Here is a 16,416-nt window from a genome sequence, read left to right as displayed (position 1 = left end):
CTCCGATGTCCCTCGCCACCGAACCCCTGGACGCCACCAGCCCCGTCGCGTCGACCGACCCGATGGGTGACTCCGTCGCCCGGAAGAAGGCGCCGTCCGGCCAGCTGCCGATGTGGCGCTTGCTGTTCCGCGACAAGTTCGCGACCGTCGCCGCCGGCATCCTGCTGTTCATCCTGCTCGTCGCCGCGTTCGGTCCCTGGCTCGTCGGGGATGCGGCCACCGAGCAGAACCTCGACGAATCCAACCTGCCGCCGTTCAGTCTGGACACCGGCTGGATGAACATTCTCGGCACCGACCCGCTCGGCCGCAGCATGCTCGCCCGGCTCGTCGTCGCCTGCCAGACCACCCTGTTGGTGTCGCTGCCGGCGGTGATCATCTCCTGCATCGTCGGTTCGGCCATCGGCATGTGGGCGGGCTATCACCGCGGATGGCGCGAAACCACCGCGATGCGTGTCGCCGACGTCATCATGAGCTTCCCGTCGCTGCTGCTCGCGGTCGTCATCCTCTACGTGTTCAACCCGAGCGCCGCCAACATCGTTGCGGTGCTGGCGATCACCCGTATCCCCATCTACCTGCGGACCGCCCGTGCCGAGTCTGCCGAACTGCAGAGCCGGGTGTTCGTGGACGCCGCACGCACCTTCGGTGCCAGCAGCAACGCGATCCTGCGTGGCCACGTGCTGCCCATCCTGCTCCCGACCCTGCTGACCGTGGCGACCCTCGACTTCTGCTACGTGATGCTCGCCGAATCGTCGCTGTCGTTCCTGGGCATCGGCATCCAGCCGCCCGACATCAGCTGGGGTCTGATGGTGTCGCAGGGACGCACTTACCTGCAGACCGCGTGGTGGCTGTCGTTCTTCCCCGGCCTGGCCATCGTGATCACCACCGTGTCGGCCACCATTCTGGCCTCCTGGGCACGTATCGCGACCGACCCCGGCCAGCGGTGGCGACTGACCACCCCGAAGGCGCGCAAGCGCTTCTTCTCCTCACGAAAGGCTGTGCGATGAGCGCCCCCATCCTCGACCGCTCCGACGCCGGCACCGACGGCCGGGTCGCCCTCGACGTGTCCGATCTGACCGTCGACCTCCGCACACCGACCGGCACCGTCCGCGCCGTCGACCACGTGTCATTCCTGGCACGCCGCGGCGAAACCCTCGCGTTGCTGGGCGAATCGGGTTGCGGCAAGTCGATGACCGCTCAGGCGCTCGTCGGGCTGCTCGAGCCGATCGCATCGGTCACCGACGGGTCCATCGTCCTCGACGACGTGGACCTGGTGACCGCGAAGGACTCGGTGCGACGCGAACTCGCCGGCACCGAACTGGCCATCGTCTTCCAGGACGCCCTGACCGCGCTCAATCCCGTGTACACCGTCGGCACCCAGCTCGCCGAGCCGTTCCGCATCCACCGCAAGATGTCGCGCAAGAAGGCACGGCGCGAAGCCATTGAACTGATGCGACACGTCGGCATCCCCGAACCGGAGTCCCGGGCGGATTCGTACCCGCACCAGTTCTCCGGCGGCATGCGTCAGCGTCTGCTGATCGCGATGGCTGTGGCGCTGAGCCCCACCGTGCTGTTGGCCGACGAGCCGACCACGGCCCTCGACGTCACGGTGCAGGCCCAGATCATGGAACTGCTCAAGCGGTTGCGGGAAGAGCACGACATGGCGGTCGTGCTGATCACCCACGACCTGGCCCTGGTCGCCGAACAGGCCGACCGGGTCGCGATCATGTACGCCGGCAACGTCGTCGAGACGGGACCGGTGGACGAGGTCTTCGGCAACCCGCGCCACCCTTACACCAAGGGTCTGCTGGATTCGGTTCCGGTGAGCGCCGAACGCGGTGCCGACCTCAAGTCCATCGGGGGCACGCCGCCGGATCTGCACTCGATTCCGTCCGGCTGCGTGTATCAGGCGCGGTGCCCGTTGGCCCGCGCCCGCTGCGTACAGGAACGACCGGTCCTCGACGTCGTCGGTGACGACCGGAAAGCCGCCTGCCATTTCTCGGAGGAGACACCCAATGTCTGAGACGACCGACCAGGTTCTCGAGGTTCGCGACGTCGGGAAGACGTTCACCGTGTCCGGGAAGTCCGGACGCAAGCAACTACGCGCCCTCGACGGCATCGACCTCGACCTGCGCCGCGGCGAGACCCTGGGCCTCGTCGGCGAATCCGGTTGCGGCAAATCGACGCTCGCACGAACGTTGATGATGCTGGAGCGGCCCGACGACGGCACCGTGCGATGGGACGGCACCGACCCGTACGGGCTGAAGGGCAAGGATCTGCTGGCGCTGCGCCGCAAGGTGCAGATGGTGTTCCAGGATCCGTATGCGTCCCTGAACAACCGGATGACCGCGGCGGAGATCATCGGCGAGCCGTGGCGCACGCACAAGGATCTGTATCCGCGTAAACGCGACCGCGCGGCCCGGGTGCGGGAACTCCTGCATCTGGTCGGCCTGCGGCCCAGCGACGAGCACCGCAGTCCGCAGGAATTCTCCGGCGGCCAGCGTCAGCGGCTCGGCATCGCCCGGGCGCTTGCGCTCAACCCGGAGGTCATCATCTGCGACGAGCCGGTGTCGGCCCTCGACCTGTCGGTGCAGGCGCAGGTACTGAACCTGCTCAACGACCTGCAGCAGGAGTTGGACCTGTCCTACATCTTCATCTCCCATGACCTGTCGGTGGTGCGCCACGTCGCCGACCGGGTCGCCGTGATGTACCTGGGCCGCATCGTCGAAACCGGCAGTACCGAAGCGGTATTCGACCATCCCGCACATCCGTACACCGAAGCGCTGATGTCGGCGGCACCCACTCTGGACGCCGAGCAGCGCCGCGAACGCATCCTGCTCACCGGCGAGGTGCCGTCGCCGCTCAACCCGCCGTCGGGGTGCCGTTTCCGTACCCGCTGCGCGCACGCCACCGATGTCTGCGCGACCGCGGTGCCGCCGACAGCCGTCGACGCGGCGGAGACCGGTCACATCGCGGAGTGCTATCACCCGCGGGGTCGGGTCACGCTGGGCATTCCGGCGGTGGCATGAGCGAAGCGCTGTGAGTGTAGGGACATGAGTGCAGTGGGTTTCGCGATCATCGCCGTCTCGGTGTTCGCGGCGTCGTGTATGCAGGCGTCCATCGGATTCGGGATGGGCATGCTCGCCGCGCCGGTCGTCGCACTCATCGAACCGGCCCTGCTGCCCGGAACCCTGATCGCGTCCGCGACCGTGGTGACCCTGATGGTGGTGATCCGCGAACGACAGAGCCTCGATCTGCGCGGCACCGGGTGGGCGCTCGTCGGCCGGATTCCGGGCACCATCGCCGGTGCGCTGCTTCTGGTCTGGCTGCCGACCCAGGGCCTGTCGCTACTGCTGGCCGCGGTGGTCCTCGGTGGGGTGATCCTCGCCTCCCTGGGCTGGCGGCCCGCCCCGCTGCGACGCAACCTCGCCACGGCGGGCGCGGCGTCGGGGCTGCTCGGAACCGCCACGTCGATCGGTGGCCCACCGATGGCGCTGGTCTACTCGGGGGCCGAGGGCGCCCGAGTGCGCAGCAACATGAGCGCCTTCTTCCTGGTGGGCAGTGTCATGTCGCTTGTCGCGCTGGCCGCCACGGGCAGCCTGCATCCGGACATCGCGCGGACGTTCGTGGCATTGATCCCCGTCGTCCTGCTGGGCTTCGCGGCATCGCGGGTGGTGAACCGGGTACTCGACAAGGACCGGCTGCGCACGGCCTCCATCACCGTGTCCGCACTCGGCGCGGTTCTGCTCATCGGACAACAGATCCTCTTCTGAACTGATTCTCTTCTGACCGGATTCTCCGAAAGGACATCATCATGACCGCCCACACCCCCGTGATCACCGAGATGCGGGTCATCCCGGTGGCGGGCCGGGACAGCATGCTGCTCAACCTGTCCGGCGCGCACGCCCCCTACTTCACCCGGAATCTGGTGATCCTCACCGACTCCGAGGGAAACCAGGGTGTCGGTGAGGTGCCCGGCGGAGAACCCATTCGGACCACCCTCGACGACGCCCGTGACATCGTCGTGGGCCGCGGCATCGGCGCGTACAACGCCGTGCTGCAGGACATCCGACGCACGTTCGCCGACCGCGACCGCGCCGGGCGCGGCGACCAGACGTTCGACCAGCGGGTCACCATCCACGCGGTCACCGCGGTGGAGTCGGCACTGCTCGACCTGCTCGGGCAACACCTGCAAGTCCCGGTGGCCGCGCTACTCGGCGAAGGCCAACAGCGTGAACGCGTTCCGGCGCTGGGGTACCTGTTCTTCGTCGGCGACCGGACCAAGACCACCCTCGACTACGCCGACGGCGCCGACGAGACCGACGACTGGCTGCGCCTGCGCCACCAGGAGGCGCTCGACGCCGACAGTGTGGTCGCCCTCGCCGAGGCCGCGCAGAAGCGGTACGGCTTCGCCGATTTCAAACTCAAGGGGGGCGTGCTCGCACCCGACGCGGAGGCCGACGTGGTGACCGCGCTGGCCGAACGCTTCCCCGACGCGCGGGTGACGCTCGACCCGAACGGCGGGTGGCTGCTCGAGGAGGCCGTCGCGATCGGCCGTCGACTGCGTGGCGTGGTGGCCTACGCCGAGGACCCGGTCGGACCCGAGGGTCGCTTCTCCGGTCGCGAGGTGATGGCGGAGTTCAAGCGCGCCACCGGGTTGCCGACGGCCACCAACATGATCGCCACCGACTGGCGCGAGATGGGACACACTATCCGGACGGGGGCCGTGGACATCCCGCTCGCCGATCCGCATTTCTGGACCATGGCCGGGTCGGTGCGGGTGGCGCAGCTCTGCGACGCCTGGGGCCTGACCTGGGGATCGCACTCCAACAACCACTTCGACGTGTCGTTGGCGATGTTCACCCATGTCGCGGCGGCCGCGCCCGGTGACATCACGGCCATCGACACCCACTGGATCTGGCAGGACGGGCAGCGGCTCACCGCCGACCCCTACGAGATCGTCGACGGACATCTGACGGTCCCGGACCGGCCGGGTCTCGGCGTGGACCTCGACATGGCTCAGGTGGAGGCGGCCCACCAGCTGTACCTGTCGGAAGGGCTCGGGGCCCGCGACGACGCGGTCGGCATGCAGTTCCTGATCCCCGACTGGGCGTTCGACAGCAAGCGTCCCGCCCTGGTCCGGAGCTGACGGCCGTGACCGACTACCTCAAGGTTGTCGTCGGTGAGCGAAATCTGTTGCCACACCGCGACCTCCTGGTGTCACAGCTCCTCTCCGCGGACATCGAACTGTCGTGGCATGACCGGTTCGACGAGGATGCGCTGGCCCGGGATCTCGTCGACGCCGACGTGTATGTGGGCGGACGGGTGACGCCGGCGATGGCGCGAGCCGGCCGGGGGTTGCGGCTGATCCACGTGGCCGGGGCCGGCACCGACAAGGTCGCCTTCGGTGAGCTGGGAGCGGACACGCAGGTCGCCAACACCTTTCATCACGAGGACTCGATCGCGGAGTACATCGTGGCGGCAACGGTGATGCTGCGGCGCGGCCTCATCGGCCAGGATGCGTCGCTGCGGCAGGGCGTGTGGGCGAGCTCGGTATATCAGGACGGGGTGGCCCAACCGCCGACGATGCGTGGGGCCATGGTCGGCTACGTCGGTTTCGGGCACATCGGTCGCCGCACCGCGCAGCTGCTCACTGCGCTCGGCGCTCGCGGATGCGCGGTCACCGGCTCGGGCCGCGTCGCCGACGCCGCCGGCCTCGACTGGCACGGTGACACCGGGGACCTGGGACGGCTGATGAAGGAATCCGACATCGTGGTGGTGTCGGCGCCACTGACCGACGCGACGACCGGGATGATCGGGTCCACAGAGCTGGCCCAGCTCGGCCCCGACGGCATCCTCGTCAATGTCGGGCGCGGTCCCTTGGTGGTGGAGGGCGACCTCTACGAGGCGCTGCGCGACCGGACCATCGGCGGAGCGGCGCTCGACGTCTGGTATCGCTACCCGACGGGTGGCGACCATGCCGAACCGGCCGAACTGCCGTTCGGGGAGCTACCGAATGTCCTGATGACGCCGCATACGTCCGGCGTCACCCGGGACACCTTCGTAGGGCGGGTGCATGACATCGCCGACAACATCCGTCGGCTCGCCGAAGGACGGACGCTGCAGCGGATCGTGTGGCCGGTGAACAGGTGACCTGCCCACCCCGAGCGCGAGCACCGCGATCGCCATGACCAGCGCGATCGCCCCGGCGGCGGCGACCTGGGTGATCGTGGGGAAGTAGAACGCGACGACGGCCGGCGCGGCGAGGGTGATCATCAGCGGCAACGCCCGCAACCAGCGCGGCGGCACACCGCGGACCGTGCCGCGCCACGGATCGGGCAGCAACACCCCGACCCCCACGACCAGCAGCGTCGAGATGATGACGTCGCTGGGCCGATGCCATCCGGCGGCGACCAGCACGAACTCGAGAACCGCCGCCCACGTCCCCACGACCGTTCCGACGAATGGCCGCAGTGCGGGGGGACTGGCGACCACCAGCACGACGACCGCGGCGGTTACCGCGGCCGCGTGCCCGCTCGGCGCCGAATTCGAGGTCTCCGCGATCCAGGTGTGCAGCTGCGGGCGCGTCAGCACATGATCGCGCAGCAACTGCACGCCCAGCACCGTGACCGGCGCGAACGCCAGCAACATCGCCGTGACGCCGAGTTCGCGCCGCGCATCGGCGCGCGACGAGAACCGGCGGCATTGCACCAGCACGACGACGGTGCTCGCGATCACCACCCAGAGCAGTGGGCTGGACACGATCCCGATGTCGAGCAGGAACGGCATCTGATCGACCGGAGGCAACGCCCGGCACACGTCGAGCAGCCATTGATCGACGCGTTGACCGGGCGCCGTCCATACCGCGACCACGAAAATCGCGGCGGAACAGACAAATGCGGCCATCACCATCGCTGCGCGTGAGAGGGAGGAACGGCGCGCAGCGATGGATCCGGTCACAGGAATGAATGTAGCCAGCAAAGCTGGGAACTCTCTGCAGGCAACCTGAGGAGTCTCGGTGTTGACTCAGATTCGCGGATCGTGCCCCGTCCGCATAGTTCTGTGTACAGTCGTGCACAAGGTTCTGGGAGGTGTTCCGAATGGATCTGCTGAAGTGGAGCAAACGCCCGGCGGCCGACGTCGAGGCCAGAAAACCCGAGGTCAACATCGTGCGTGGGCTCATCGCTCGCGCCACCACCCCGCTGTTGCCCGACGACTACCTCCATCTCGTCAACCCGCTGTGGTCGGCGCGTGAGCTGCGCGGCCGCGTCGTGGAGCTGGTCCGCGAGACCGAGGACACCGCGACCGTCACCATCCGCACCGGGTGGGGCTTTCCCGCGTCCTACAAGGCGGGCCAGTACGTCGGTATCGGTCTGCAGGTGGGGGGCCGCTGGCATTGGCGGTCGTATTCGCTGACCTCGATCGGCGACACCAGCGACAAGACCATCGCGATCACCGTCAAGGCCAACCCGGACGGCTTTCTGTCCACTCACCTCGTCGACGGCGTCAGCCCCGGCACGATCATCCGGCTCGCCGCGCCCAAGGGCGATTTTCACCTGCCCGAACCGCTGCCGGACAGCGCGCTGTTCCTCACCGCCGGCAGCGGCATCACACCGGTCATGGCGATGCTGCGCTCGCTGCGGTCCCGCGACACCGTCCCCGACATCGTGCACGTCCATTCGGCCCCGACCCGCGACGACGTCATCTTCCTCGAGGAGCTCGAGAAGATGGACGCCGACGTCCTGTCCTACGATCTGCAGTTGCAGCTCACCCGCGAACACGGCAAGTTCGACCTCGACCAGCTCGACGCCGCGGTGCCGGATTGGCGGGACCGGCAGTGCTGGGCGTGCGGTCCGGTCGCCATGCTCGACACCGTCGAAGAGCGGTTCGCCGAGGAGGGGCTGCGCGACCAACTCCATATCGAACGTTTCGCCATCGCCCGGACCGATCACGGCGGCGAAGGCGGTACGGTGACCTTCTCGAAGTCTGGGAAGACAGCCGAGATAGACGGTGCCACCACGCTCCTTGAAGCAGGCGAGGAGCAGGGCATCCAGATGCCGTTCGGTTGCCGGATGGGTATCTGTCAAACCTGTGTCGTTCCGCTTGCCGGGGGCTATGTGCGCGATCTGCGCAGTGGCGAGGAACGTCGCGAAGGTGAACGAATCCAGACATGCATCAGCAGCGTGTCCGGAGAATGCACACTCGACCTCTAGGGGGCCAGATGGCCATCACCGACATCGACCGATACGCACATCTCACCGAGGCCGACATCGACGCGCTCGGCGCCGAACTCGACGCGATCAGACGCGACATCGAGGAGTCCCGGGGTGAGCGCGACGCCCGCTACATCCGTCGCACCATCACCGTGCAGCGCAGCCTCGCTGCCGGTGGTCGTCTCGCGCTGATGTTCAGCAACCGCAAATCCGCGTGGATCGCCGGCACCGCCATGCTCTCGCTCGCGAAGATCATCGAGAACATGGAGTTGGGGCACAACGTCATGCACGGACAGTGGGATTGGATGAACGATCCCGAGGTCCACTCGTCGTCGTGGGAATGGGACACCACCTGCCCGAGCGTGCAGTGGAAGCATTCGCACAACTTCGTGCACCACAAGTACACCAACGTCGTCGGGATGGACGACGACGTGGGCTACGGAATCCTTCGGGTGACCCGCGACCAGCCGTGGGAGTGGTGGATGGTCGGCAATCCTGTCTACAACCTCACCCTCGGCACGTTCTTCGAATACGGTGTGGCGCTGCATCACCTGGAGACGGAGAAGCTGCGGAAGAAGGAGAAGTCCTACCGGCAGGCGTTCAAGGATCTCCGGATCATCGGACGTAAGGTCGGCAAGCAGGCCGCCAAGGACTACCTGATCTTCCCCGCGCTGGCCGGCGCCAACTGGAAGCCGACGATCGCCGCGAACTTCACCGCCAACATCGTCCGCAACTACTGGGCGTACATGGTGATCTTCTGCGGTCACTTCCCCGACGGCGCGGAGAAGTTCACCGTCGAGGAGTACGAGAACGAGGATCAGCCACGCTGGTATCTGCGACAGATGTTGGGCTCGGCCAACTTCCGTGCCGGACCGCTGATGCGGTTCATGAGCGGCAACCTCAGCCATCAGATCGAGCATCACCTGTTCCCGGATCTGCCCAGCAACCGGTACGAGGAGATCGGGGTCCGGGTGCGGCAACTGTGCGACAAGTACGACCTGCCGTACACCACGGGTTCGCTTGCCCACCAGTACTTCCAGTCGTTCCGTACCATCGCGAAGCTGGCTGTGCCGAACGGCATGCTGAAGGCGACGTCCGACGACGCACCGGAGACCGCGTCCGAGTTGCGGTTCGCCGTCCGCGAGGGCATGGCCAACCACTTCGGCGTCGATCCGGTGACCGGTAAGCGTCGCGGTCTGCGCACCGCCCTGCGTGAACTGAAGAACGCGCCGGTGCAGTCGGCGGCGTGACCACTCTCCGATGATCGAGTAGCCCGGAGCGCTAGCGGAGGGTGTATCGAGATCTGGTGAGGTGCGGCTGGTTTCGATACGCGGCGGGCTCGCAGGCTCGCGCGCCGCTACTCAACCAGCGGGTGAACCAGCGGTTGAATCGTGCGGGTGGGTGACCCCCTCCGATGATCGAGTAGCCCGGAGCGCTAGCGGAGGGCGTATCGAGATCTCGATCACCGGAGGGGGAGCCGTATGAAGTTCTCAAGGTACAACTGCGGTCCCGAACTTCCGCTCGGGTGCGTGGGCGTGGTGACTACGTGGCTAGATGGTGCTGGCGATCAGGCAGCGGCGGGAAGGTTGTCGAGGTTGAGACTGCGTCGGTTGTAGGCGGGTATGGGCCGGCGCTGCGGGTCGACGGCGGCGGGCGGGATCAGCCAGGGATGCCGGTCGTGGCCCATGATCACTTCCCATCCGTTGTGGTGGACATCGGCGTGGCACGACGGACACAGCAGACATCCGTTGTCCAGCACCGTGATTCCTCCGTCAGCCCAGTGCGCGATATGGTGGCCCTGGCAGCGGCTAGCGGAGACGCCGCATTTGATGCAGCACTGGTCGCGCTTGTGGAGAGCTTTGCGTAGGTGCGGTGGGAACAGGCGCTTGTCGCGACTCATCTCCATCGGTACCTGCTCGCCGTCGACGATCGCGACGGTGGCCGTGGCATCACACGTGAGGGTTCGCAGCATTGATCCGGTGATCGACCCCATGAACGGCAATTCGGCCAAGTCAGGAGTGTCGGCGGGAACGCTGATCAGTACCTGATGGCGCGGTGCGGCCGCCACATCACCACTGCGCGCAGCGATGTCGAGCAACGCCTCCAATGCATCGGCTTGACGACGATCAGTAGAGCGGGCGTCGGGTGATCCGTCGGGTTCGGGCCGTGGTGCTGCCAATTCCTCCATGGCGGCGGAGAACTTCTCTCCGACCTCGGTGTTGAGATCGGCTCGGACCTGCAACCTGCCATCAGTGTCGACACCATGGGTAAGAGCGTTGAGGTCACGGTCCTCTGCTGCGGGTAGCCCGCCGGTCTCGGCGGATTGCTTGTTCCCGAGGCTGCGGGCTCGCTTGCCGATCTCGGCAGGGGTGGCGCCGGAGAAGAACTGGGACAGTAGATCAGTCACACTGTTCAGACGCGCCAGCTCGTCGATCGGTTCCCCGGATCGCTTCGCGATGTGCTCGATGCCTTGGCCGATGGCGTCGACGTGCTCGGCCGAGATCGCCCCGTCGGCGGCGTGCGCGGACAGCGTGGGCAGCGTCGTCCGAGTCCCGGCGATGCGGACGAACCGTGACGCCACCGCCGGCGCCAGGCCCATCACGACCAGCAATTCGCTCAACTTTCGTCCGTGATCAGTCGCCACGCCGAGCCGACCGAGGTGACCGACCACGGTGGCGGCGTGATGCTCGATCAGGTTGCGCAGCGTGATCAGTGCAGTCATCGCGTCGAATGCGTCTCGCCCGGTCATGTCGTCGCCGAAGCGTAGGTCTCGAACAGAATCGGTGATGGTATTGAGTTCCCCCGAAGCTCCCATGACTCCAAGGTACTCGAACGAATGTTCGATGGTAAGAAGTTTCGCTTGAATCTTTCTGCACCACAGGATGTTTCACAACAACAGTGGTGAACTGCAGTGAACTGTCGTTGACTTCAGTGAACGGGAGTCACATCCGTACCACCTCGCGCGCTCGATCGGGACGGATCAGTAGTAGTGCCGCAAGTCCGGCCAGACCTTCGACCACGGGCCGCGGGGCCCCGAGCAGACCGCGACGACCGTGCCCTGCTCGGTGTTGTCGACGCCGTAGCCGTTGTCCACGCGCGCGACGGAGCGGCAGTCGACGAAGGAGTCCTCGATCGCCGCGCGGTCGGGAAACCGGACGAGGATCACGGGGCCGGTCATGCCGTCGTCGGGCGGCCCCCAGTCGGCGTAGCTCATGTGTCCGGAGTAGGCCTGCGGTAGCCCGTGATCCGGGCCGTACCGGTCGACGGCGCCGGCCTGCCCGTAGTTCTGTGTGAAGATCACCGCCGTCGAGCGGTCGGATTCGGGGATCGACTCCCAGACCTCGGCGACCGTGTCCACCATCTGCGGCCACCCGATCTGTTCACCCTGCTCGCGGTTGATCCCGTTGACCGTGTTGACCTCGGTGCGGGGGAGAACCGGAAGGGTGACGACGGCGTTCAGCACCGCCGACACCACGATCACCGTGACCAGGATCGAGGTCATCCCACGCTCTGTGCACCACTGAAGAACCGGTTGCGCACCGGCCGCCAGCAGGACGATCAACAACCCGATCACGTAGTACGGCTTCCCGCCGGTCGCCAGCATGACGACCACCAGCAGTCCGTAGGCGACCGGAATCGACCGTGACCACCGCACGTCCGGATCGCGCAGCATCCGCCAGATGCCGGCGATCCACAACAGCGCATACGGCGGCGCCAGCAGGATGAACTGCGACGGGATGAACATGATCCGGTTCTCGGCGCCGTCGTCGTCGGAGATGCCCTGCGCGACAGTCAGTTGCGGCCAGTCGTGGGTCGCCTGCCATATCAGGGTTGGTGCCGCGACAAGCGCGGCGATCGCGATACCTGCGGCCAACCACCAGGACAGGAGGACACGTCGTGGTCCGAGCAGCGCGATCGATGCGAGCAGCGCCACCGCGAGCAGAACCACGAGGAACTTGTTCAGGAATCCGATCCCGACGACGAGCCCGATCACCGCGTACCACCGCGGTTCCTGGGTGCGGAGCAGCCGGATCGTCAGCAGCCCGACGAGTGCCCAGACGAGGATGTCGGTGCTCGGGGTGCCCAGCATGTGGCCGGCGACCATGACCATCGACGACGTGGCCACCGCTGCCGACGTGAGGATCTGCGGACCCCGACCACCGCCGAGTTCCCGCGTGATGAGCGCCGCGACAAACACCGTCGCGATGGCCAGTAGCAGCGCCACGACCCGCAGGCCGACGACACTGTCGCCGAACACCGTGGTGGATACGCGCGCCAGCATGGGTGTCAGCGGCGGTTGATCGACGTAACCCCACGCCGGATGACGGCCCGCGGCAAGGAAGTACAACTCGTCGCGGTGGTAGCCGTACCGACCCGACAGCGACAGCAATACGACGGCGAGCACCGCCGCGATCGCGGTGATCTCGCGAACGGCGAAGGCGGGCAACCGCGTCGCCGCGCCGTCGTCGTTCACCTGAGGTCAGAAACTCGCGGTGGGGGCACCCATCCCGGGGTCGATGGTCACCGGACCGTCCTTCGACGGCGCCACCGGGAAGTCGAAGATCGCGGTCGGGATGTACACGGTGGCACAGGAGTTGGGGATGTCGACCACACCGGACAGCCGGCCCTCGATCGGCGCCGACCCGAGCAGCAGATAGGCCTGCTCCGGGGTGTATCCGAACTTCGTCAGGTAGTCGATGGCGTGGAGACAGGCTCGCTGGTAGGAGAGGTCGGAGTCGAGGTAGCGCTGTTCACCGTCGAGCGTGACCGACGTACCCGAGAATGCGATCCATTCCGAGTACTGCGGATCGGTGTTGCCGGGCATGAAGATCGCGTTCTCGGTGACGCCGTAGGTCTGCATGCCGCCCTTGATGAGGTCGACGTGCAGGTCCATGAACCCGCCCATCTCGATGGCGCCACAGAATGTGATCTCGCCGTCGCCCTGGGAGAAGTGGAGATCGCCGAAGGAGAGGTTGGCGCCGGGAACGAAGACCGGGTAGAAGACGCGGGTCCCCTTGGTGAGGTTCTTGATGTCCTGGTTGCCGCCGTTTTCCCGCGGCGGCGCGGTACGCGCGGCTTCGCCTGCCACACGGTCGAATTCGGCTCCGGTGAGCGTGCCGAGAATCGCGTCCTTGGGCTGCGGCGGCAGGGCCAGGGGAGGCACGCGGTCCGGGTCGGTGGCGATGAGGGCGGCCTCGCGCGCGTTCCACGTGCCCAGCAGTTCGGCCGACGGGGCGGTACCCATCAGGCCGGGATGGACGATGCCGGTGTACTTGACGTGGGGCACGTGCCGCGACGTCGCACTCTGTCCGCTGAAGTCCCAGATGGCCTTGTAGGCGTCGGGGAACTGGTCGGTGAGGAAACCGCCGCCGTTCTGCTTGGCGAAGATGCCGGTGTAGCCCCAGCCCTGTCCGGCGAGTGGGCCCGAGTCCTCCTGCGGGATCGGCCCGACGTCGAGGATGTCGACGATGAGCAGGTCACCGGGCTCGGCGCCCTCGATCGCGAACGGCCCCGACAACACGTGCACACCGTCGAGCGGAGCGTTGAGGATGTCCTCGGCCGAGTCGTCGTTGTGGATGGCGCCGTCGAACCATTCACGACAATGCGCACGAAACGTGTCACCGGGTTTCACCGTCACCGCGGCCGGGATGTCGGGGTGCCAACGGTTGTGCCCGACGATCTGCTGGTCGGTGAAGCTCTTCGATGAATCGAGGGGATATAGCAACTCCGGCATGAGTCGAGTGTAGTGACGAACCGGTCGGTCGGCAGGCCAACAGACGACGTCGTATGGGTTGGGGCACTAGGGTGACGGTATGCCGACCTACGTGTTCCGCTGTCGTTCGGACTGTGCGGATTTCATCGAGCGCCACTCGATGGCGGCGATCCCGGACGCGGCGTCCTGCCCGGAATGCGGTGCGGATGGGCGGCGCGTGATCGGCTCACCCGCCCTGGGTGCCGGGGACTCCTCGGCGATGCGACTGCAGGACGCGACACGGGCCAGTGCCGAGGCGCCGGCCGTGGTGTCGAGCGTCCCGGGTCGCGGACGTCGGGCAACCCCGGTGTCGTCGAATCCGCTCCACCGAAAGCTGCCGCGGGCGTAGCCGACTCAACCCGGCGGAAGTGCCCGGCGGGGCCGCAGATTGGCGTGCAGCCAGCGGTAGACGACGTCGGAGTTGAGCAGCGTGAAGTGGTGGGCGCTGCCGATGTCGAGGCCGTCGGAGAATCGCAGCCCGAGGCGGCTGCGGGTGGGCTCACCGCGTCCACTCGGCGCCAGCACGAGACCGTCGCCGACGAGACGGCCGAACGGGTTGTCGGGGTTACTGGTGACTGTCGCCGTGACGAACAGATGCCGAGCGGTCGCGAGGAGCGGCACGTCCGCGCCCGGTGGATGTTGCCATGCGTCGGGGTCGCGGTCGGCCCAGTCCGCCGGGGTCAGGTTGCCGTGGAACAGGTCACGGACACCGGCGCTACGTCGCCGCAGCAGATTGCTGATCGGGCGGGTCGTCGGCATGCCCTGCAAGGCAGACGAGAGCACGTGTACGCCGCGTTCCAGCGGCGCACCGAGATGCGGCGTGCCGAGGCACGCCGTCTCCGTCACCAGCTTCGGCCACCAGAGTCCGTGCTCGACGGCTGTGTGGGCGGCACTCCGCACGACGAGGCCGCCCATCGAATGCCCGATCAACGTGAGCCGCGTGACCGGGACCGGCCACAGGAGCACGAGATCGGTGAGCAGGGCGGACAGGTCGCGGCCGTTGTCGCTGATGTGCCGACCCGTGTTGTACCGGATCTGGACCTCGGTGGCGTCGATGTCGGCCGATAGTCGGGAACCGTAGGTCTCTCGCCCGCCGATCGCCCAGGCGCGCTCCGTTTCCATCAGGCCGTGCAGGAACACGACAAGGTGTCCGCGGGCATCGGGGAAGGCACGGCGCAGAGCCGACGTCTCGACCGCGACCGGCTCCCCGCCGACGCGAAGCGACATGGGCGCGGCCAACGGCGATCGCGTGGCCTCGAGTTCGTCGCCGATCAGTCCGTTCAGGATGCCGAGGAGCAACGCGCCCCGGGCGGTATGTGAGATCGGTCGATCGGTGGTCGGCAGCGCATCCGTGACCGTGTCGGCGGCGTCCAGCAGGGCGCCCAACGACTGGTAGGCGCCCTCGCTGGCGGCGTCGTGCACCATCCGGGGTGACTCGACCGCGCGGCCGAACACCGGACGCAAGGCGCCGAACACGGTGCCGGAGACGGATCGGTGGATGGTGCCGATCCCGGCCACCGCCGAGCGCAGTTCCGCGACGCCGAGCTGCGCGAGGGCGCCGAACTCGTCGGTTCTGGCCTCGGAGGATGCCGCCATGCCGTTGAGTGTACGCCTGTACACCCACTCAGGGCGACGGGAGCGTGAGGGTTGCCCGCAGTTGACCGAACCGGAACAGGGCCGCCGCGCCGATCACCTCCTGGTAGCGGTCGACGACGTCGGACGCGAAGGCGCGCGCGAGATCGTCGGGGACGCGGTGCGTCCACGCGGTGGCGCCGACCTCGAACCATTGGGTGAAGTCGTCGACCGACTCGAACTGCCACTGCAGATCGTCGACGCCCAGGTCGGCCACGACGAAACCCGCGGCCCGTGCGTTCTGCGCGAAGTGCTCCGGCGAGACATGGATGAACGGCGCCGGGAAGTCGGTGAACCGGTCCCGCCACGGTGTGGCCGCCGCGACGCCCATCGCGACATCTTCGATGCTGGGGCGCTCTGTCTCGCACACCTGCTGGATGACCGCGCGTCCGCCGTCGTCGAGGCTGTGGGCGATCTGCGTGAGTGCCGCCGTCTGATCGAGCACCCAGTGCAGTGCGTTGAACGACACGGCGATGTCGAAGTCGCGCTCGAAGGGCAGGGCCAGCACGTCGTCCACGTGGAATTGGACGCGCAGCCAGTCGGGCGGGACGCGGGTCAGCGCCCGCTCGATCATCCGGCGCGATGCGTCGACACCCACGACGCTGCCGTTCGGCAGTCGTTCGGCGAGCAGCATCGTGATGAAGCCGTCGCCACACCCGACGTCGAGGAGCCGCTCGTCGCCGGTCAGTTCGATGTCGCCGATCGAGGCCTCGGCGACCATGCGCTGTAGCGCGCTCACGTCGGCGTAGCGTGCGCCGTCCCAGTCGACCATCGCGGATCTCCGTGTCTCTCGCGGGTTCGTGCTTCCCATCTTCGCCCTGT

The 16,416-nt window shown here is 67.2% G+C and carries 14 protein-coding genes and 1 pseudogene; 9 read left to right on the top strand and 6 right to left on the bottom strand.

All coding sequences use genetic code 11. The features are described 5' to 3' along the window. Positions 1-5: 5 nt before the first annotated feature. From VZC37_RS15360 to VZC37_RS15335, 6 genes are read left to right on the top strand one after another with little or no spacing between them, the layout of a single operon-like run. Positions 6-1,004: an ABC transporter permease gene (locus VZC37_RS15360; protein ID WP_431309223.1), complete on the top strand. Its 999-nt coding sequence runs from the start codon at positions 6-8 to the stop codon at positions 1,002-1,004. Next, entirely contained in the window at positions 1,001-2,020 is a 1,020-nt protein-coding gene (locus VZC37_RS15355) for an ABC transporter ATP-binding protein (protein WP_330433433.1), read from the top strand. Before VZC37_RS15360 ends, VZC37_RS15355 begins: the two co-directional genes overlap by 4 nt. Then, positions 2,013-3,026, top strand: coding sequence for an ABC transporter ATP-binding protein (locus tag VZC37_RS15350; protein WP_330433432.1), 1,014 nt, complete (start codon positions 2,013-2,015; stop codon positions 3,024-3,026). The genes VZC37_RS15355 and VZC37_RS15350 overlap by 8 nt, the downstream gene beginning before the upstream one ends. A gap of 24 nt (positions 3,027-3,050) precedes the next feature. Continuing rightward, complete coding sequence (locus VZC37_RS15345; protein ID WP_330433431.1) at positions 3,051-3,770, top strand: sulfite exporter TauE/SafE family protein; 720 nt, start codon at positions 3,051-3,053, stop codon at positions 3,768-3,770. Positions 3,771-3,811: 41 nt separating this feature from the next. Further along, positions 3,812-5,146, top strand: a complete 1,335-nt coding sequence (gene gudD, locus VZC37_RS15340) for a glucarate dehydratase (protein ID WP_330433430.1) — start codon at positions 3,812-3,814, stop codon at positions 5,144-5,146. Between the two features lie 5 nt (positions 5,147-5,151). Continuing rightward, complete coding sequence (locus VZC37_RS15335) at positions 5,152-6,150, top strand: 2-hydroxyacid dehydrogenase (protein WP_330433429.1); 999 nt, start codon at positions 5,152-5,154, stop codon at positions 6,148-6,150. Positions 6,151-6,354: 204 nt separating this feature from the next. On the opposite strand, the pseudogene VZC37_RS15330 reads toward VZC37_RS15335, so the two are convergent. Further along, positions 6,355-6,648: pseudogene (locus VZC37_RS15330) on the bottom strand (phosphatase PAP2 family protein); the annotation flags it as partial. 449 nt (positions 6,649-7,097) lie between these two features. On the opposite strand from VZC37_RS15330, the gene VZC37_RS15325 reads away from it, so the two are divergent. Beyond that, entirely contained in the window at positions 7,098-8,210 is a 1,113-nt protein-coding gene (locus VZC37_RS15325) for a ferredoxin reductase (protein ID WP_330433428.1), read from the top strand. Between the two features lie 8 nt (positions 8,211-8,218). Next, positions 8,219-9,460 (top strand): fatty acid desaturase family protein, encoded by a 1,242-nt coding sequence (locus tag VZC37_RS15320; protein WP_330433427.1) that lies wholly within the window; start codon positions 8,219-8,221, stop codon positions 9,458-9,460. A 317-nt stretch (positions 9,461-9,777) separates the two neighbouring features. Here VZC37_RS15320 and VZC37_RS15315 read toward each other — a convergent pair whose 3' ends face one another. The 3 genes from VZC37_RS15315 to fmdA form a co-directional block, all read right to left on the bottom strand. Further along, a complete protein-coding gene (locus VZC37_RS15315) occupies positions 9,778-10,959 on the bottom strand; it encodes an HNH endonuclease (protein ID WP_330433426.1) in 1,182 nt (393 codons plus the stop codon). Between the two features lie 231 nt (positions 10,960-11,190). After that, positions 11,191-12,684 carry an ArnT family glycosyltransferase gene (locus VZC37_RS15310; protein WP_330433425.1) on the bottom strand — a complete coding sequence of 498 codons (1,494 nt, stop codon included), beginning with the start codon at positions 12,682-12,684 and terminating at the stop codon, positions 11,191-11,193. 6 nt (positions 12,685-12,690) lie between these two features. Continuing rightward, positions 12,691-13,944: a formamidase gene (gene fmdA, locus VZC37_RS15305; protein WP_330433424.1), complete on the bottom strand. Its 1,254-nt coding sequence runs from the start codon at positions 13,942-13,944 to the stop codon at positions 12,691-12,693. A gap of 79 nt (positions 13,945-14,023) precedes the next feature. Here fmdA and VZC37_RS15300 point away from each other — a divergent pair, with 79 nt between their 5' ends. Beyond that, the gene (locus VZC37_RS15300) at positions 14,024-14,311 is read left to right on the top strand and encodes an FmdB family zinc ribbon protein (RefSeq protein WP_330433423.1); all 288 of its coding nucleotides are present in this window, start codon (positions 14,024-14,026) and stop codon (positions 14,309-14,311) included. 5 nt (positions 14,312-14,316) lie between these two features. Here VZC37_RS15300 and VZC37_RS15295 read toward each other — a convergent pair whose 3' ends face one another. Then, complete coding sequence (locus VZC37_RS15295) at positions 14,317-15,558, bottom strand: esterase/lipase family protein (RefSeq protein ID WP_330433422.1); 1,242 nt, start codon at positions 15,556-15,558, stop codon at positions 14,317-14,319. Between the two features lie 28 nt (positions 15,559-15,586). Further along, positions 15,587-16,366, bottom strand: a complete 780-nt coding sequence (locus VZC37_RS15290) for a class I SAM-dependent methyltransferase (protein WP_330433421.1) — start codon at positions 16,364-16,366, stop codon at positions 15,587-15,589. Positions 16,367-16,416 lie beyond the last annotated feature (50 nt).

The organism is Gordonia sesuvii (assembly GCF_036350415.1).
Classification (GTDB): Bacteria; Actinomycetota; Actinomycetes; order Mycobacteriales; family Mycobacteriaceae; genus Gordonia; species Gordonia sesuvii.
Note: the sequence above shows the minus strand (reverse complement) of the source record. Positions and strands in the feature narration are given on the sequence as shown.